The organism is Tsuneonella dongtanensis (assembly GCF_001698205.1).
Lineage (GTDB): Bacteria > Pseudomonadota > Alphaproteobacteria > Sphingomonadales > Sphingomonadaceae > Tsuneonella > Tsuneonella dongtanensis.
Genome location: NZ_CP016591.1, coordinates 2,779,243 through 2,796,299, shown reverse-complemented (window position 1 = coordinate 2,796,299; position 17,057 = coordinate 2,779,243). Strand labels below are relative to the sequence as shown.

The window sequence follows — 17,057 nt, the reverse complement described above, 5'->3', positions numbered from 1 at the left end:
TACCGCTGCATGACACTGAATTCATGCAGCTTCGGAATGCCGGGGCGCTTCGCCCCGGCATTTCTTTTTGCCCTCGCCGCATTCGTCGTGCCAAGTGCCGCTCAGGCACAGCAGCAGCAGCGGCAGGGAACCATCGTCGCGCCGCCGGCGGCCCGCCCGGTTCCCGACCAGCTTGAGCTGACCAAGATGATCTGGTCGACGCTTCTCGCGGTCGATCACGCCAACAAGTCCGGCAATTACTCGGTCCTGCGCGACATGTCGGCGCAGGGATTCCAGATCAACAACGATCCCGCGCGGCTCGCGCAGGTCTTCGCGGGGCTGCGCACGAGCGGCATCGATCTGTCGAATTCGCTGGTTCTCGCCCCGACCTTCTTCGAGGCACCGCGCCAGATTCAGGCGGACGTGTTCGAGGTGAAGGGCGTCTTCCAGCTTCGCCCCTCGGCGATTCAGTTCGACATTTTCTACCAGTGGGAACAGGGCCGCTGGAAGCTGTTCGGCATCGACATCCAGCCCATCTCGATGGCGCAGGCGCTTCCAGGTTCGAACATCCAGCCGGTCCCCCAGCAGCCGGCACCCGCTCCGCGGCGTCGTTAGTCTTCAGGAACGTGTGACGCCGCCATTGGCGGCGCGCCAAGCAGCTCGCCGAAGGCGCGGATACGTTCGACCGCTTCCCACAGCGGTGTCCACTGGTCCTGCTTGGCGATCGTCGACCATAGGGGTTCAACTTCATCGATGACGAGGCTGGGTGGTTCTTCTCCATCCGGCCAGGGTCGTGACCCGGCGACCGGATTGTAGCCCGCGAATGCCTCGGCGAGTTCGCCCTGCGCATGGGCACCGAACCGATGGCGATGGAAGAAAAGGTCCGGCACTTCGCCGCTATCGGCCATCGCCGCCTCGCATGCGGCAACCAGCGCGGCGTCGCGTTCCTCGCCGCGCGACGCGACCCCCAGTCGCCACAACCATCGCCGCCGCACGTTCTCCATGTAAAGCGGGCCGAACCGCTCCAGCGCGGCCAGGAGAGGCGCTGAGTCGACCAGCGTCCGCAGTGCCACGGCCAGCTGTCCGCAATTCCAGTAAAGCGCCTCGGGCTGACGTCCGAAGGCGTAGAGCCCTGCATGGTCGAAATAGGCCGCAGTGAATCCCGGGTTCCACGCCGGCAGGAAACGCCAGGGTCCGTAGTCGAAGCTCTCACCCGTCACGTTCATGTTGTCGGTGTTCAGGACGCCGTGAACGAAACCCGCGACCATCCAGCTCGCGGCAAGGTCCGCCAGCCGTTCGACCACCTGGTGCATCAGGATGACGGCGGGTTCTTCGCGTCCCGGAACGCCGACCGGCGGCAGCTGTCCCGGAAACTGGGCGAGGCAATATTCGACGAGTGCCGCCATGTGATCGGCCTCCTCGAGTGCGGCGAGCCGCTGGAAGCTGCCGATACGGATATGCCCGTGCGACAGGCGGACCAGCACCGCCGACCGGGTGGGCGAGGGTTCGTCTCCGCGCCAGAGTTCCTCGCCGGTCTCGACGATCGAAAAGGTCTTGCTGGTGTTCACCCCCAAAGCCTTGAGCATCTCGGTTGCGAGAAGCTCGCGCACGGCGCCCTTGAGCGTCAGCCGGCCATCGGCGGTCCGGCTCCAGGGTGTCGTCCCCGAACCCTTTGTACCCAGTTCCAGCAGCCGTCCGTCGCCCGCCCGCATCTGCGCGAAGGTAAACCCGCGTCCGTCGCCCAGCTCGGGATTGTAGATGCGGAACTGGTGCCCGTGATAGCGCAGGGCCAGCGGGCCGGGCAGCGTTCCGGGTAATGGCTCGAACCGGGCGAAGTGCCGGACCCAGTCTTCATCTGAGAGGCCAGACAGCCCTACCGTCGCCGCTGCGCGGTCGTTGCGCCAGCGCAGGATGGTTTCGGGAAACGCCGCAGGCTCGACAGGGTCGGCGATCCATTCGGCAAGGTCGAGCAGGGGGCGCTCGGGCCGGTACGCGGCAGGTTGCTCTCCGGCGCTCATCCGGCGATAGTGAAGGGGTATGTGCGGCCGTGCAAGCCGCCTGGCGAACAAGGGGCCGCGCGACTTCGATGATCACGGTGCCAGCGGCATGAGCGCGACGCGGCCTGCGGCGGTGCGCTTTCTCCACCTCCATTCCACGTTCGCCGCCGGCGGCAAGGAACGCCGCGCGGTTCGGCTGATGAACGCATTCGGGCCGCATGTGCACCACGCGATCGTTTCGGGCGTTCCGGGAGCCACTTCCGCCGCGGCCGAGATCGACCGGGCGCTGACGGTGTCCTGGCCCCGTGACTTTCCCTCGCTGCAGGGGCGTCCCACTCCGGGCAGACTGAAACGGATCGCCGAAGCGATGCGGGGATACGACCTCGTCCTGACCTACAACTGGGGTGCGATGGACGCGGTCATGGCACACACGCTGTTCGGCGAGATGCTGTCGCTTCCACCATTGATCCACCACGAGGACGGCTTCAACGAGGATGAGCGCGATGGGCTCAAGGCGTCGCGGAACTGGTATCGCCGCATCGCGCTTGGCCGGGCGCGCAGCCTGGTCGTCCCGTCCGAAAAGCTGGAGGAGATAGCGCTGACCACCTGGGCCCAGCCGATCGGACGGGTCCAGCGGATTCCGAACGGGATCGACGTCGCTGCCTTCGCCGCCGAACCGAAGCCCGATGCGCTTCCAGGGCTGATCAAGCGCCCGGGGGAATTCTGGATCGGCACCGTGGCGGGGTTGCGTCCAGTTAAGAACCTCGGCGCGCTGGTCAGAGCGTGCGCGCCGTTGCAGGATGATTGCCACCTTGTGATTGTCGGTGAAGGCCCGGAGCGACAGGCGATCCTGGCGGAGGCCGAGCGCCTCGGGATCGAGCACCGGGTGCACCTTCCCGGTTTCGCGCCCGCGCCCGAAACCTACATCGGGCTGTTCGACGTCTTCTCGCTGTCCTCGCATTCCGAACAGTTTCCCATCTCGCTGGTCGAGGCGATGGCCGCCGGACGGCCGGTTGCCGCGTTCGACGTTGGCGACGTTGCCGAGATGGTCGCCAGCGAGAACCGCCGGCTGATCGTGCCCGCTGGAGACGAGCTGGCCCTTTCCGATGCCCTTGCGGCCCTCTTTCACGACACCAGGGCGCGCGGCGAGCTGCGCAAGGCCAACCGGGCGAAGGCGCGCGCGGAATTCGACGAGACGCGAATGATCGATGCCTATCGCCGGCTCTATGCCAGCGCGATGGGCCGAGCGTCGCTGCCGTGAGGCTGGAAGCGCTTCAGTCGGCGTTCACCCTGCGGGGGACATCCGGTTTTGCACGTTGAATTGAACCGCCCATCGGCTAAAGACCCGGCGCACCTGACCTTTACCGTACAACACGAGACGCAAGCACCCCGTGGCCCTTCGACCCGATAGCGACCTGACCCCCGAGGAAAAGCGCGCACGTGCGCTGGCTGCGCAGGAAGACGTCCTCCTGCGCGAAGTCGACGATGCCGTGCGCCAGGACCAGTATGCCGAGGCTGCGCAACGATACGGCAAGCCGATCGTCGCGGCGGTCGTGCTGCTCCTCGCCGCGTTCGGGGGATACCTTTGGTGGGACGGTCGCCAGGATGCCGCGCGGGAAGCCGACAGCGAGAAGCTGATCGCCGCGCTCGACCAGGTCGAACGAGGCAACCTGCCGAGCGGCGATGCGGCGCTCGCGCCGGTCATCGCCGAGGGCGGTGCCGGTGCGCGGGCGGCTGCGCAGTTGCTCAAGGCAGGAATCGCGATGGAGCAGGCCAAGCCCGCCGAGGCGGCTGCGCTGTACGACAGGATCGCGGCCGACGACGGCGCACCGGAAGCCATGCGCAACATCGCCACGATCCGCGCAGTCGCCGCGCGCTACGACACGATGAAGCCCGCCGACGTCGTCGCGAAGCTGAAGCCGCTCGCGACCCCCGGCAACGCCTGGTTCGGACCGGCGGGAGAACTCGTCGCGATGGCCTATCTCGACCAGGGCAACCAGGCCGAGGCGGGCGCGCTGTTTGCCGCGATCGCGCGTGACAAGGACACCTCCGACACGCTCAAGGCGCGTTCGCGCCAGATGGCGGGGCTTCTCGGCGTCGACGCCATCGACGACGTCGACACCGTCATTGCCGAGACCAATCCAGTCACCCAGCCGGGCGGCGAATGAATTTTTCGAGGACCATAGCGCCGATGACCACCGCAAAGGCATTCCGTTCTTCCGCTCGGGCCGGCCTGGTGCTCGCGCTTGCGCTCGGCCTGTCCGCCTGCGCCGGCGGCGGCCTGTTCGGCGGCAAGGACAAAAAGGTCACCCCGACCGTCGGTAACCGTCTGCCGGTCCTGTCGCGGATCGAGACGGCGAAGATCGATCCCGCGCTCGCGGGCGTTTCGGTGGTCCTGCCTCCGGCCCAGACCAACGCGGAATGGGCCCAGCCGGGCGGGGCAGCCGGAAAGAGCTACGGCCATCTCGCGTTGCCCGACAACCTCGGCAAGGCATGGAGCGTGTCGGTCGCGGGTTCGAGCGACCGCCGACGGCTCGCTGCGGCTCCGGTAATCGGCGAAGGCAAGATGTTCGTCGCCGACACCAACGGCGTGATCCATGCGTTCGACGCGCAGAGCGGCGGCAAGCTGTGGAGCCAAGTGGCGGAAGTCGAAGGCAACCTGCGTGCAGCCAACTTCGGCGGCGGCGTAAGCTACGATGGCGGCCGGGTCTTCGCGACCAACGGCGTCGGCGAAGTGCTGGCCCTCGATGCCCAGACCGGCGCGCAGCAGTGGAAGGTCAAGCCGGCCGGGCCGCTGCGCGGTGCGCCGACGGTCGCCTTCGGTTCGGTCTACGTGATGACGCAGGACAACCAGCTGTTCGCGCTGTCTGCGACGGACGGCAAGCAGCTGTGGAACGAGTCGGGGTCGACCACCCAGACCGGCCTGTTCGGCGTCGCCTCGCCCGCCGCGGGGCAGGGCACGGTGATCTCGGGCTACGCGAGCGGCGAGCTCATCGCCTACCGCTACGAGAACGGCCGTGTGCTGTGGGCCGACGCGCTCGCGCGTACTTCGATCTCGACCGAGGTCGGCGCGCTGTCCGACATCGACGCCGATCCGATCATCGACGCGGGACGCGTCTATGCCCTCGGCCAGGGCGGCCGCATGGCGGCCTACGAACTGGTCACCGGCCAGCGCATCTGGGAGCTCAACCTCGCGGGCGTATCGACCCCGGCGATCGCGGGCGAATGGATCTTCACGCTGACCGACGATGCGCGTCTCCTCGCGATCGCTCGCGGCAGCGGCCGGGTGCGTTGGATCACCGACCTTGGGCGGTGGAAGAACGTTGAGAAGAAGAAGGATCCGATCTTCTGGACCGGTCCGGTCCTCGCAGGGAACACTCTGTGGGTGGCGAACTCGGAGGGCCAGATCTATCGCGTGAGCGTCGGCGAGGGGTCGGCAAGCCTGTTCCAGACGCTGAAGGAACCGATCGCGCAGGCCCCGATCGTGGCCAACAACACGCTCTATGTCCTCGACGAGGGCGGGACGATCCACGCTTTCCGCTAGCCCGCGCGCTTACCGGCAAATTAACCCTTAGGCGCTAGCGCGGGCGCGTGACGAACGCGCGCTCGCCCGACCTGCCGTCCGCTCCGCCGCCTGCCCGGCCGGCGAGCGATGTCTCGCCGTGGGTCGGGCTGGCCGGCCTCGCAGGACTGTTCGCGTGGATCGCGATCTGCCGCAACTGGCCGGCGATTGCCGACGCGTTCGGAATTCCCGGCCCCCGCGCGCGCCTCGACGGCCCCTATGCCGCGGTCACCGCGATGCTCTTCTCGACGCTGCCGATGGTCTCGGTGTCGCTGCTGGTCGACAAGGTACACCTGCGTCCATCGACCGGGATCGACTGGACGTTAGCGAGGTCGCTTGCCGAGACGCGGCGGGTATCGCTGGTCAAGCTGGCGGGGCTCTGGGCGACCTGGGCGATTCTTGCCGGGATATATGCCTTGGGCCGGTGGTACTGGGACGGCCAGTACCTCTTCGCGATGGGGGTGCTGAAGGCAGCAGCAATACCGCTGTTCGTCCTGTCCGTACCGTATGTCCTGTGGCTCGATCGCTACATGGTGAACCCGCGCGACCATGCGTGGCACTTCGGCGCGATGCTGCTGGGCCGCGAGGCGCACGACTTCGAGGAAGTGAAACGCCACTGGCGCGCGTGGATCATCAAGGGCTTCTTCGGCGCGTTCATGATCTCGATCCTGCCGCCGGGCTTCGAGGCTGCGGTAAACGCCGACTTCTCGGGCATCCTGGGCGACCCGGCGATGCTCGGCATGGTCCTGATTGGCATGCTGTTCCTGGTGGACGTGCAGATCGGCACGGTCGGCTACCTCGTCACCTTCCGCCCGCTCGACGCGCATATCCGCAGCGGCAACCCCTACCTTGCCGGGTGGATCGCCGCGTTGATGTGCTACCCGCCCTTCGTCTTCGCCTTCATGGGTTCGGGTCTGCTCGGCTACGAGTTCGGCACTCCGGGACAGGGCGATGCGAACTGGACGTTCTGGCTGCAGGGGCAGCCCCTGCTGCTGTGGCTATGGGCGGGGGTTCTCGTCTTCCTCACCGGGGTCTACGCCTGGGCAACGTTCGCCTTCGGCCTGCGCTTCTCCAACCTGACCTATCGCGGGGTGCTGACGAACGGGCCCTACCGGTTCACCCGCCACCCGGCCTACCTCAGCAAGAATGCGTTCTGGTGGCTGTCGACGCTGCCCTTCATGGTGACCAACGCCTCCGCGACCGACGCGGTGCGCAACGTCATCTGCCTGCTGGCGGTCAACGCGATCTATTACTGGCGCGCCCGGACCGAGGAGGAGCATCTCTGGCACGAAGACGCGAAGTATCGCGCCTACCACGCATGGATGAGCGATCACGGCCTGATCACCGCTCCGCTCGTGCGGATAAAGCGGCGGCTTGGGGTGCGGGTACGCGGGTTCGACAGCGTGCCGCAGCCTGCGGAGTGAGCTAGAAACTCAGTTCGTAGACCCGGCTGACGTCGCCGTTCCACTCGCCGTAGTAGAGGTCGAGCAGGCGCTGGGCGGGCACCTTGCCGCTGGCGACGATTTCGTCGAGCGTTTCGAGGAATCCGCTCTCGTTGTCGCCGCTGCTGTTGAGCTGGCCGCGCGCCGTCAAGCCCGAGCGGGCGATCTTCAGGACCTCGGGCGCGATGTCGCGCAGGGTGCGCCCGCCCGGGACCGGTGCATCGAGCGCCAGCTTCGGCACGCTGGTGCGCAGCGCTTCGCGCTCGTCCATCGACCAGCCTTTGACGAGGTCCCACGCGGCATCGAGCGCACCCTGGTCATAGAGCAGGCCGACCCACAACGCGGGGAGGGCACAGATACGGTTCCACGGCCCCCCGTCGGCACCCCGCATCTCGAGGAAGGATTTGAGCCGGACTTCGGGAAAGGCGGTCGAGAGGTGGTCCCACCAGTCGCTCATCGTCGGTTTCTCGCCGGGCAGGACCGAGAGGTTGCCGTCAAGGAAATCGCGGAAGCTGAGGCCGGCGGCGTCGATGTATTTCCCATCGCGGAAGACGAAGTACATCGGCACGTCGAGCATGTAGTCCGCGTAGCGTTCGTACCCAAAGCCGTCCTCGAACACGAAGGGGATCATGCCGGTCCGCTGCGGGTCGGTGTCCGACCAGATATGGCTGCGGTAGCTGAGGTAGCCGTTGGGCTTGCCTTCGGTGAACGGCGAGTTGGCGAACAGCGCGGTCGCGAGCGGCTGGAGGGCAAGGCTGACGCGGAATTTCTGCACCATGTCCGCCTCGCTCGCATAGTCGAGGTTGGTCTGGATCGTGCAGGTCCGCAGCATCATGTCGAGGCCGAGCGAGCCCACGCGCGGCATGTGCCGCATCATGATCTCGTAGCGCCCCTTGGGCATGATCGGCAGCTCTTCGCGGGTCTTGTCGGGCCACATCCCGAGGCCGAGGAAGCCTACGCCGCATTTCTCTCCGATCGCCTTAACCTGCGTCAGGTGCCGGCCGGTCTCGGCGCACGTCTGGTGCAGGTTGACCACCGGCGCGCCCGAGAGTTCAAGCTGCCCTGCGGGCTCGAGGCTGACGGTGCCGTCGTCACCGCGCATCGCGATGACTTTCCCGTTTTCCTCGACCGGCTCCCACCCGAACTGGGTGAGCGCCATGAGGAGGTCGCGGATGCCGCAGGCCTCGTCGTAGGAAGGGGCGTGATGGTCGGGCAGCTTGTAGACGAGCTTTTCGTGCTCGGTGCCGATGCGCCAGTCCAGTTTCGGCTTTTCGCCCGCCTGCATGGGCGCCACGAGCTGGTCGCGGCTTTCGATGATGGGATCGTCCGCCTCGGAGGCCTGCCGCGTGCTCATAGCGGCCCGCACTAGAAAACGTAAAACCTCGGCGCCAGCGATTTAATCTTTCCAGTCGCCGACGGTCCCCATCCACAATGCAATCGCCGCCATCGCCGCGGTTTCGGCGCGCAGGATTCGCGGGCCCAGCGAAATCGGGATCGCCTGTGGAACCGCCCGTATCGCCGCGTTCTCGGCATCGTCGAATCCGCCTTCGGGACCGATCAGGATCGCCGCAGGACCCGGATGGGCTTCCATTGTAACCCGCGCCGGGGACCCTCCGCGTTCGTCGCAGAAGAACAGTGCACGGTCCTGCGGCCAATCGGCGAGGAGGCGCTCCAGCCGCACCATCGGGGCGATTTCGGGCAACGCGGTGCGTTCGCACTGCTCGGCGGCGCCGACCATGCGCGCATGGAGACGGGAATCGTTGACCTGGCGCACCACTGTGCGGTGCATCTCGACCGGCTGGAATTTGCGCACGCCGAGTTCGCAGGCCTTTTCGGCGACGAGCGCGAAGTTGTCGCGCTGTATCGGGCTGAGGCAGAGCCAGAGGTCGGGCACATCCTCGCGCGCGGCGATGCGTTCGCCCACACGCGCAGCCCACTTGCCCTTGCCAGCCTCGCGCAGTTCGGCGGAATATTCTCCCGTCCGGTCGTCGAATGCGCGAAAGACGTCGCCTTCACCCTTGCGCATGACTGCCAGCAGATAGCGCGCATGCGCCGGATCGAGCGGGAAATCCCCACCCGCAGACAGGTCGCGATCCACGAACAGGCGCGGGGCGCTCTTGGGCGGCCAGGCGGGGGTGGCGGGCATTATCGGGCGCTGTCCTACATGACGGGATTGTGCCAAGAATGAGCCATGCCGAGCCCTTTTCCAAGACCGCGGCCATCGTTTCTCACGCCCGAGCGGGCGCCGGATGTTTTTCTCCAGGACTGTGTGACAGGTGTGACAGGTTCATCGCGCGGGTACCCAGCATGAACGGCGAGACGATCGTTCCCGACTCTGAGCATCGCGGGCTGGTGGCGCGCCTGCCGCAGCTTCCGCGAGACCTTGCGATGCTCGCGCGGTTCGACCGGCCGATCGGCTGGTGGTTGCTGTTCTGGCCGTGCGTGTGGGGCGTCTGGCTCGCGGGGGCGGGCTGGCAATTCGCGCTGCTCGGCTGGCTGCTGCTCGGCTCGATCGCGATGCGCGGGGCGGGGTGCGTATACAACGACATCGTCGATGCCGATCTCGACCGGCAGGTGGCGCGAACGGCAGTTCGGCCAGTGGCGAGCGGGCGGGTGTCGGCGAAGCTGGCGTGGGGCTGGCTGCTGGCGCTGTGCTTCGTCGGGCTGGTCGTGCTCCTGCAACTGCGCTGGCAAGCGCAGCTTGTCGCGCTGGCGAGCCTGGTGCTGGTCGCGGCCTATCCCTTCATGAAGCGGATCACATGGTGGCCGCAGGCATGGCTGGGGCTGGTCTTCACGTGGGGCGTTCTGGTCGGGTGGACCGCGCTGCGATCCGATCACTGGGACGTCCCGGCGGCGATGTACGCCGGTGCGTTCTTTTGGTGCATGGGCTACGACACGATCTACGCGCTCCAGGACCGCGAGGATGATGCCCTGGTCGGTATCCGTTCGAGCGCGCTGCGGCTGGGATCGCAGGTGCAGGCGGGAGTGATCGCGTTCTACTGCCTTGCGCTGACGATGTGGGGTCTTGCCTTCTGGATGCTGCGCGGGGACTGGCTCGCGTTGCTCGCGCTTGGGCCCGCCGCCATCCACCTCCTGTGGCAGGGGCTGACGCTCGAACCGGCCGATCCCGACAATCCGCTCGACAGGTTTCGCTCGAATCGCTGGACGGGCGCGCTGGTCGCGGCCGCCTGCTTCGTCGTCGGGAACGCCTGATGTGCAACCTCTACCGCATGACGAAGAACGCCGACGAGGTCGCCAAGTGGTTCGCAGCGATCAACGATGCCGCCGGCGCCAATTTCGGCGAGGAGATGTATCCCGGCTACCCCGGTCTCGTCGTCGCCGAGGGCAAGGTTCGGCAGATGAGCTGGGGTTTCCCGGTCGTGCTGAAGGGCAAGCAGGGCCAGCCGCTCAAGCCCAAGCCGGTCACCAACGCGCGCGACGACAAGCTGACGACCGCGTTCTGGCGCGACAGCTTCGCCAAAAGGCGCTGCCTTGTCCCGGTGACCCAATGGGCCGAGGCCGAAGGCAAGGCGGGCCAGATGACGCGCACCTGGTACCGCCTTGCCGGGCACGACCTGTTCGCCGTCGCCGGGCTTTGGCGCCCGACGGCGGAGTGGGGCGATGCCTACACGATGGTCATGGCGGATGCCTGCGCGCAAATGGTCGACGTGCACGACCGGATGCCGGTGATCCTCGTCCGCGAGGACTGGGAGCAGTGGCTTCACGGCACCGCGGACGAGGCGCTAGCCCTTGCGCGGACCTGCGATCTCGAGCTTGCCGTCGAGCGGACCGACGAGCGTTGGGCGGGCGGTGGCAGGGCGGCGCAGCGGAGCCTCTTGTGATTTCTCGCGGCGGGGAAAGAGAGGCTCGCGCGGCAGGAACTCATTCATAGCAGACGATCTCCCACTCGATCCCGTCCCAGTCGTAGAAATAGAAGCTGCGCGGCCCGGGATCGTACTCGCCATGGTTGAACGGCTCGAGCCCGGCATCGGACACGATCGCTTCCGCCGCCGCCAGGTCATCGACCGCGATGCCGATGTGGTTCATCGGCACACTCTTGGAAAAATTCCCGGTGATCCGCGGGCTCGTGTGAATGGCAACATAGGCCCGGTCGTCGCCGAGATGGATCGAGCGGCCGTTGTCGAGCGACGGTCCTTCCCACCGGCGATGCCACCCGGTGAGGCGCGCGACTAGGTCGGCGGTGCGGTCGGCGTCGGTGACCGAGATGTTGACGTGTTCGAGGCGGGCAGTGGGCATTTCGCAGGTCCTTTTCGGCACGGGTCGAATCGCCCGCTTGGCTCTTGTGCAACCTCAAGCTAACTTGAGGTCAAGGAGAAAAGCCCGTGCTGCGATCGACCGACCTTCTGACAATCGGGGAGCTTGCCCGGCGGACTGGCCTCAGCGTGTCCGCCATCCGCTATTACGAGGACCGCGGACTGGTCGAACCGATCCGCACCGGCGGCAACCAGCGACGCTTCCTGCGCGGCGACATCCGGCGCCTGAGCTTCGTGCTGATTGCGCAGGGCCTGGGTCTGTCGCTGGGCGAGATCGAAAGTGAGCTCGCGCGATTGCCGCAGGGGCGCAATCCGAATGCCGCAGACTGGAAGCGCATCAGCGGCCGGGTTCGCGCGGCGATCGACGCGAAGATCGCGACGCTCCAGAAGACCCGCGAGGACCTCGACGGGTGCATCGGCTGCGGATGCCTCAGCCTGAAGAAATGTCGTCTCTACAATGCGCAGGACAAGTGGGGGGAGCGGGGCAGCGGCCCGCGGGTGCTGCGCTAGTGTTCCGGGCCCAGCGTGGGATCGAGGTCACGCGGGCGGGCGAAGTGGACCAGCGTGCCGCACGGTTTGTCGAGCAAGGCCCAGTCGTCGATGTCGAGTTCGACGAGAGCGTAGGCCGCCGTCGGAAACTTGACGACAGCCTCGTCGAACAGCGCATTCTCGTTGGCCGGGGCGATGAGTTTCAGGAGCATGTCCTGCATGCCGGGATTGTGCCCCGCCATCAGCACCGTCTCGGCGTCGCCACTACCTTGCAGAACTTCGATCAGCGTTTCGACGTCGGCGAGGTAGATACGCTGGTCCCAGCGGACCGGAGCATCGGGCATTGCTTCGGCCAGCGTTGCCTTGACCCGCTCGGCCGGGCTGGCGACGATCAGGTCGAACGGGATTCCCTGAGCCGTGATGTGCTCGCCGATGAGCCTCGATCCGCGGCGCCCGCGCTCGTTGAGCCCGCGATCGAAATCGCGCTGGCCGATATCGTCCCAGTCGGACTTGGCATGGCGCAGCAGGCCGAGGCGCTTCACGTGGCTTCCGGTCGTCCCTCTTGCGGCGCCGCGTCGGCGTCGATGCGCGGCCCGTCCACACCGCATCGCGCGTCGGAGAGACGTTGTAAAGCCTCGTCTAGCGTCAACCGCAGCACCGGTGTCCCCGGCGGAAAGGCGGACAGCAGCCGACTCGGAAACGCCGACGAGAGGACGACGAAGTGACCGGAATCGTCCTTCGACCGGATCAGCCGCCCGAACGCCTGCGCCAGCCGCGCGCGGATGATGCGGTCGTCATAGGCCGAGCCGCCGCCCGCCGCACGGCGCGCTCGGTGCAGGATGGTCGGCCGCGGCCACGGCACTTGCTCCATGACCACGCAGCGCAGGCTATGGCCGGGTACGTCGACCCCGTCCCGCAGGGCATCGGTGCCGAGCAGGCTTGCCATCGGATCATCGCGAAAGATGTCGACCAGCGTGCCCGTATCGATCGGATCGACGTGCTGCGAATAAAGCGGCAGACCCGATCGGGCGAGGCGGTCGGCGATCCGCCCGTGCACCGCGCGCAGCCGACGTATCGCGGTGAAAAGGCCGAGGACCCCGCCACCACACGCCTCGACGATCCGGCCATAGGCTCCCGCGAGCGCGGGAATGTCGCCGCGCGGGACGTCGGTGACGATCAGCACCTCGGCGCGCTTTGCATAGTCGAAGGGGCTTTCCGCTTCGATCAGCCGGGGCGCTACTTCGATATGGCTCGCACCGCTGCGCGCGATCGCGGCATCCCAGTCGGGCCCGTCTTTCAGGGTGGCGCTTGTCAGCATAACTCCGTGCGCGGGTTCGAGCACGACATGCGCGAAGGGCTTCATCGGATCGAGCCAATGCCGGTGCAGGCCGACGTCGAACTCACGCGTGTCGCTGCGCTCCACCGCGAGCCAGTCGACGAATTCCGGGTCTCCCGGCCCGCCCAGCCGATCGAGCAAGGCTTCCCAGGCAGCCAGCAGGTCGCAGCGCCAGGACAGCGAGTGACGCGCGCCCTCGATTCGCGCGCGACCCTGTCCATCGAGCCAGTCGGGCGGATCGGCCAGGATCGCCTCGAGCCGTCCCCCTAACCGAAGAAGCGGCGACCGGATCGCGGCGAGCGCGCTGGCAGCCTGCGCCGCAAGCTCGACCACCGGTCCGTCGAGCGCAGCCGCTTCGGTTTCGATGCCGTAACCCGCTTCCTGTCCGCCGCTCTCGTCGCGGGCATATGTCGTCGCACGCACCGCGCCGAGCAGGGCCTCGACCGGGCCGTGCGGTGTGCCGTCGTGCAGCCGCTGGAGCCAGCCGTCGCTGGGAAGCGCCTGGGCGGCTGTCAGCGCCGCCTCGATCGCCTTGCCGCCTGCCTCGTCGTAGCTTGCGATGTCGGCCAGCCGCGCGGCGAGACCCCTGCGGCGGCCACGCGACTGCTTTTCCGGGCCGACGATCCAGCGCCGCAGTTCGATGGCCTCGGCCCCGGTCAAGACGGCCGCGAAGGTGCTGTCCGCCGCTTCGAAGACGTGATGCCCCTCGTCGAAAACGATCCGCGTGGGACGCTGGGCATGGTCCCGGCCGCGCGCGGCGTTCACCATCACGAGCGCGTGGTTGGCGATCACGAGGTCGGCCTGAGCCGAGGCGCGCGCGGCGTGCTCGATGAAGCACTTCCGGTAATGCGGGCAGCCCGCATAGACGCATTCGCCGCGCTGGTCGGTGAGGGCGGCTATCCCGCGCTTGCGGAACAGCGTGCCGAGCCAACCGGGCAGGTCGCCGCCGATCATGTCGCCGTCCTGGCTGAACGCAGCCCATCGGGCGACCAGATGCGCGAGGATCGCCGCGCGGCCGCCGAATCCGCCCTGGAGCGCGTCTTCGAGATTGAGCAGGCAGAGGTAGTTCTCACGCCCCTTGCGCACGACGACGGGTCGCGATCCGTCGGTGCGGGCAGCGGGCCATGCCCGCGCGCTTTCGCGGCGAAGCTGGCGCTGGAGGTTCTTGGTGAAGGTGGAGACCCACACCGTACCGCCCGAACGCTCCGCCCACACGCTCGCCGGCGCCAGATAGCCGAGGGTCTTGCCGATCCCGGTCCCCGCTTGCGCGAGCAGGACATGCGGGACTCCCCGGGTGGCACGCGGCGCGAATACGCTGCCGGCTTCGCGCGCGTAGAGGCGCTGCCCTTCGCGGCGCTCGGCCGCTTCACCGGTCAGGCGCGCCAGGCGGGCTTCGACTTCCGCCTCTTCGATCAGGGCCAGGGACGGCTGTGGCCGCTCGGGCGCTTCCTCCCATTCCGGCAAGCGCGCGAAGAGCCAGCGCTCGGCTTTTTCGGGTTTGCGGACGTACGGCAGTAGAACTTGCGCCCATGGCCAGCGCAGCCGCATCAGGGACTGCAGGGTGGACCACGCGCCCTCTCGTTCGGGCCAGTCGTCCGCCTCGCACGTCGCAATGAGGTGGCCTGCGGCAGTTTGCAGGAATGCGGGTATCGCATCGTCGCTCGCCGGTTCCTCGATCCCCAGCGCATGGGCGAGGCCCTTGGGCGTAGGCACGGCGAAACGCGCAGGATGGACGAAGGCAAACAGCTCGAGCAGGTCCAGCCCCGAGAGATCGGGATATCCGAGCCGGTTGGCTACCAGCGGCGCGTTGAGCAGCAACAGGGGCGTATCTGCTGCAGCGGTCACCGCCTCGCCCTTGCTGACCCCGCGGGTTGCCCCATTGCCGTCGCGAAGCCAGGTCCCCGCGTGGCTTGCGTGGAGAGCCGGGAGACGTAGTGCGGCGGTCATCGCCGCGTGGTGGCGCGCGGAGAACGAAAAGTAAACAGAAGGAACGTCAGGCGGCGGCGCGCATCTCCGGCAACGCGTCCCGCATGGCCTTTACGCGCTCCTCGTCGCGCTCGGCACTGACGATCGCGTGTTCAAGACGGCGGCTGATCGTGCCGAGATCGGCCTGCCCGAAATGCGCGGCCGTGCCTGCGATCTTGTGGAGCTCGGCGGCGATGGATTGCCAGTCCGCAGGGCCGGTGCCGTTCACGCAGCGCTCGATCTGCGCCAGCACGCCGTCGCGCTGGCTGCCGTATCGCTCGGCCAGATCCTCGAGGGTCGCGCACGCATTCGACGGTTGTGCCGCTGCATCACTCGACCAGACCTTGCTCAGGGCCGCCACCAGATTTGCAACCTCGACCGGCTTGCCCACGTGATCCTGCATCCCCGCCGCGAGGCACAGGGCGATGTCGTCGGGGTAACAATTCGCACTGAGCGCGATGATCGGCAGTTCCTGTGCCGTCACGCCTGCCGTGCGCAATCGCCGGGTGGCTTCGAGTCCGTCAAGCCGGGGCATCTGCACGTCCATCAGGACCGCATCGAAGGGCGTGCCGGCCGCACGCGCATCGAGCACTGCCATGGTCGCCTCGAGTCCGTCGGCAGCAAGGGTCGTCTCGAGCCCGACGCTCCGCGCGATAGCGACGATCAACTGCTGGTTGATGTCGTGATCCTCGGCGATGAGCACGCGCTGTCCGGCGAAGCGTGTCCAAACGGGTTTAGACGCCGCGGGACGCTCGGTGACGCGCGACGCGACACGGACGAGCGGGAGGTCTATCGTGAACGTGGACCCTTGGCCGAGCTCGCTTTCCACGCTCAGCGCGCCGCCCATCCGCTGAGCGAGTTGACGCGATATCGACAGGCCGAGGCCGGAGCCCCCGTGAACCCGTGCGGTCGTGCCGTCCGCCTGGCTGAAGGCATCGAAAACGACATCGAGTTTATCCGCCCCGATGCCCTGGCCGGTATCCCGCACGGCGACACGCAGCCGCTCGCCATGCCCGCTTTGAGCGACTTCGGCCGCAATCGTGATCGCGCCGCGATCGGTGAATTTGACTGCGTTGCCGAGCAGATTGAGCAGGATCTGGCGCAGACGCAGGGGATCGCTCTCCACGAATTGCGGCACGTCGGGGGCGATATGCAGTTCAAGGCCAAGGCCCTTCGCCACGGCATTCGGCTCGATCAGGCTGAGGCAATGCCGCAGCTTGCGGGTCAGATCGATGCGCACGGCCTCGATCACGAGCTGGCCTGCCTCGATCTTCGAGACGTCGAGAATATCGTTGAGGAGAGCCATCATCGCCCGGCCTGAATCGGCGATCAGGGTGGCGTGGCGCCTCTGGGTCTCGTCGAGCGGGGAAGCCAGGAGCAGATCGGTGAACCCGATGACCCCGTTCATTGGGGTGCGGATCTCGTGGCTCATGTTGGCGAGGAAGCGGGACTTCGTGAGTGCGGCATGTTCGGCGCGTGCGCGCGAAGCCTCGAGTTCGCGCGCCATCTCCTTCGTTTCGGTGATATCGATGTTGATGCCGACGTAAGCAGCGATATTGCCATCGCCATCATATTCCGGGGCCCCCATGCTCAAGACCCATGGCGAGGTGCCGTCCGGTCGCAACCAGCGCCATTCTCCGCGGAACAGCGCGCCGGCAGATGTCGCGGCGGCGAATTCTTCGAACACCCGTTCGGCGTCGTCGGGATGCAATGCGTTCGCCCACCCGGAACCGAGCCACTCACCGGCGTGCATCCCAGTGGCCTGCTGCCACGCGGGGTTGACGTAAGTACATTGCCCATCGGCGGTCGTCCGCCAGATGCCGGCCGGAGACACCTCTGCGAGCGTCCTGAAACTTGCATCGTCCAAGCCGCTCTCCCTGCCTCTGCTTCCCGCCATGCTCAGCCTCGTCTTCACTACGGGCAGTTCACTTATCGCCGCGCAGATTGTGATCGCATGGCCGACGGGGTCCGTAGTCTCCCGGGTAAGCGGCGCAGGGATTTCGCGCTTGCAAC

At 67.1% G+C, this 17,057-nt stretch carries 15 protein-coding genes; 8 read left to right on the top strand and 7 right to left on the bottom strand.

Translation table 11 applies throughout. The features are described 5' to 3' along the window. The first annotated feature begins 9 nt into the window (after positions 1-9). Positions 10-594: a hypothetical protein gene (locus A6F68_RS13585; RefSeq protein ID WP_067681239.1), complete on the top strand. Its 585-nt coding sequence runs from the start codon at positions 10-12 to the stop codon at positions 592-594. Here the strand turns inward: A6F68_RS13585 and A6F68_RS13580 are convergent. After that, on the bottom strand, positions 591-1,997 hold the full coding sequence (locus A6F68_RS13580; protein ID WP_067681236.1) for a protein adenylyltransferase SelO family protein: 1,407 nt from the start codon (positions 1,995-1,997) through the stop codon (positions 591-593). The genes A6F68_RS13585 and A6F68_RS13580 overlap by 4 nt on opposite strands. A gap of 88 nt (positions 1,998-2,085) precedes the next feature. Here A6F68_RS13580 and A6F68_RS13575 point away from each other — a divergent pair, with 88 nt between their 5' ends. The 4 genes from A6F68_RS13575 to A6F68_RS13560 all read left to right on the top strand — a co-directional run bounded on the left by A6F68_RS13575 (position 2,086) and on the right by A6F68_RS13560 (position 6,962). Beyond that, on the top strand, positions 2,086-3,237 hold the full coding sequence (locus A6F68_RS13575; RefSeq protein ID WP_067682718.1) for a glycosyltransferase: 1,152 nt from the start codon (positions 2,086-2,088) through the stop codon (positions 3,235-3,237). Between the two features lie 130 nt (positions 3,238-3,367). Then, positions 3,368-4,144, top strand: coding sequence for a tetratricopeptide repeat protein (locus A6F68_RS13570; RefSeq protein WP_067681233.1), 777 nt, complete (start codon positions 3,368-3,370; stop codon positions 4,142-4,144). A 23-nt stretch (positions 4,145-4,167) separates the two neighbouring features. Continuing rightward, a complete protein-coding gene (locus A6F68_RS13565; RefSeq protein WP_067682713.1) occupies positions 4,168-5,520 on the top strand; it encodes an outer membrane protein assembly factor BamB family protein in 1,353 nt (450 codons plus the stop codon). 47 nt (positions 5,521-5,567) lie between these two features. Continuing rightward, positions 5,568-6,962 (top strand): isoprenylcysteine carboxylmethyltransferase family protein, encoded by a 1,395-nt coding sequence (locus tag A6F68_RS13560; RefSeq protein WP_232308157.1) that lies wholly within the window; start codon positions 5,568-5,570, stop codon positions 6,960-6,962. A 1-nt stretch (position 6,963) separates the two neighbouring features. Here A6F68_RS13560 and A6F68_RS13555 read toward each other — a convergent pair whose 3' ends face one another. Both A6F68_RS13555 and A6F68_RS13550 read right to left on the bottom strand, forming a co-directional pair. Next, positions 6,964-8,334 carry a glutamate--cysteine ligase gene (locus tag A6F68_RS13555; protein ID WP_067681230.1) on the bottom strand — a complete coding sequence of 457 codons (1,371 nt, stop codon included), beginning with the start codon at positions 8,332-8,334 and terminating at the stop codon, positions 6,964-6,966. A 42-nt stretch (positions 8,335-8,376) separates the two neighbouring features. Next, positions 8,377-9,126: a 16S rRNA (uracil(1498)-N(3))-methyltransferase gene (locus A6F68_RS13550; RefSeq protein WP_067681227.1), complete on the bottom strand. Its 750-nt coding sequence runs from the start codon at positions 9,124-9,126 to the stop codon at positions 8,377-8,379. 161 nt (positions 9,127-9,287) lie between these two features. Between A6F68_RS13550 and ubiA the strand changes: the two genes are divergently transcribed. Further along, on the top strand, positions 9,288-10,193 hold the full coding sequence (ubiA, locus tag A6F68_RS13545; RefSeq protein WP_067681224.1) for a 4-hydroxybenzoate octaprenyltransferase: 906 nt from the start codon (positions 9,288-9,290) through the stop codon (positions 10,191-10,193). Then, the gene (locus tag A6F68_RS13540) at positions 10,193-10,822 is read left to right on the top strand and encodes an SOS response-associated peptidase (protein ID WP_067681221.1); all 630 of its coding nucleotides are present in this window, start codon (positions 10,193-10,195) and stop codon (positions 10,820-10,822) included. Before ubiA ends, A6F68_RS13540 begins: the two co-directional genes overlap by 1 nt. 40 nt (positions 10,823-10,862) lie before the next feature. Here the strand turns inward: A6F68_RS13540 and A6F68_RS13535 are convergent, their stop codons facing one another. Beyond that, complete coding sequence (locus A6F68_RS13535) at positions 10,863-11,237, bottom strand: VOC family protein (protein WP_067681218.1); 375 nt, start codon at positions 11,235-11,237, stop codon at positions 10,863-10,865. An 89-nt stretch (positions 11,238-11,326) separates the two neighbouring features. Between A6F68_RS13535 and soxR the strand changes: the two genes are divergently transcribed. Then, on the top strand, positions 11,327-11,764 hold the full coding sequence (gene soxR / locus A6F68_RS13530) for a redox-sensitive transcriptional activator SoxR (protein WP_067682706.1): 438 nt from the start codon (positions 11,327-11,329) through the stop codon (positions 11,762-11,764). Here soxR and A6F68_RS13525 read toward each other — a convergent pair. Genes A6F68_RS13525 through A6F68_RS13515 form a run of 3 tightly spaced genes read right to left on the bottom strand, consistent with a single transcriptional unit; the run spans position 11,761 to position 16,911 of the window. Further along, entirely contained in the window at positions 11,761-12,285 is a 525-nt protein-coding gene (locus A6F68_RS13525; RefSeq protein WP_067681215.1) for a SixA phosphatase family protein, read from the bottom strand. The two genes, soxR and A6F68_RS13525, sit on opposite strands and share 4 nt — an antisense overlap. Then, positions 12,282-15,026, bottom strand: a complete 2,745-nt coding sequence (locus tag A6F68_RS13520) for an ATP-dependent DNA helicase (RefSeq protein WP_067681212.1) — start codon at positions 15,024-15,026, stop codon at positions 12,282-12,284. Before A6F68_RS13520 ends, A6F68_RS13525 begins: the two co-directional genes overlap by 4 nt. A gap of 46 nt (positions 15,027-15,072) precedes the next feature. After that, positions 15,073-16,911, bottom strand: a complete 1,839-nt coding sequence (locus A6F68_RS13515; RefSeq protein ID WP_074428325.1) for a PAS domain-containing hybrid sensor histidine kinase/response regulator — start codon at positions 16,909-16,911, stop codon at positions 15,073-15,075. Positions 16,912-17,057 lie beyond the last annotated feature (146 nt).

Excerpts from the sequence above, each read along its gene's own strand:
- A6F68_RS13540 (WP_067681221.1), top strand. The coding sequence starts at position 10,193 with ATGTGCAACCTCTACCGCATGACGAAGAACGCCGACGAGGTCGCCAAG.
- A6F68_RS13580 (WP_067681236.1), bottom strand. The coding sequence starts at position 1,997 with ATGAGCGCCGGAGAGCAACCTGCCGCGTACCGGCCCGAGCGCCCCCTG.
- A6F68_RS13585 (WP_067681239.1), top strand. The coding sequence starts at position 10 with ATGACACTGAATTCATGCAGCTTCGGAATGCCGGGGCGCTTCGCCCCG.
- A6F68_RS13565 (WP_067682713.1), top strand. The coding sequence starts at position 4,168 with ATGACCACCGCAAAGGCATTCCGTTCTTCCGCTCGGGCCGGCCTGGTG.
- A6F68_RS13550 (WP_067681227.1), bottom strand. The coding sequence starts at position 9,126 with ATGCCCGCCACCCCCGCCTGGCCGCCCAAGAGCGCCCCGCGCCTGTTC.
- A6F68_RS13575 (WP_067682718.1), top strand. The coding sequence starts at position 2,086 with ATGAGCGCGACGCGGCCTGCGGCGGTGCGCTTTCTCCACCTCCATTCC.
- A6F68_RS13535 (WP_067681218.1), bottom strand. The coding sequence starts at position 11,237 with ATGCCCACTGCCCGCCTCGAACACGTCAACATCTCGGTCACCGACGCC.
- A6F68_RS13555 (WP_067681230.1), bottom strand. The coding sequence starts at position 8,334 with ATGAGCACGCGGCAGGCCTCCGAGGCGGACGATCCCATCATCGAAAGC.
- A6F68_RS13520 (WP_067681212.1), bottom strand. The coding sequence starts at position 15,026 with ATGACCGCCGCACTACGTCTCCCGGCTCTCCACGCAAGCCACGCGGGG.
- ubiA (WP_067681224.1), top strand. The coding sequence starts at position 9,288 with ATGAACGGCGAGACGATCGTTCCCGACTCTGAGCATCGCGGGCTGGTG.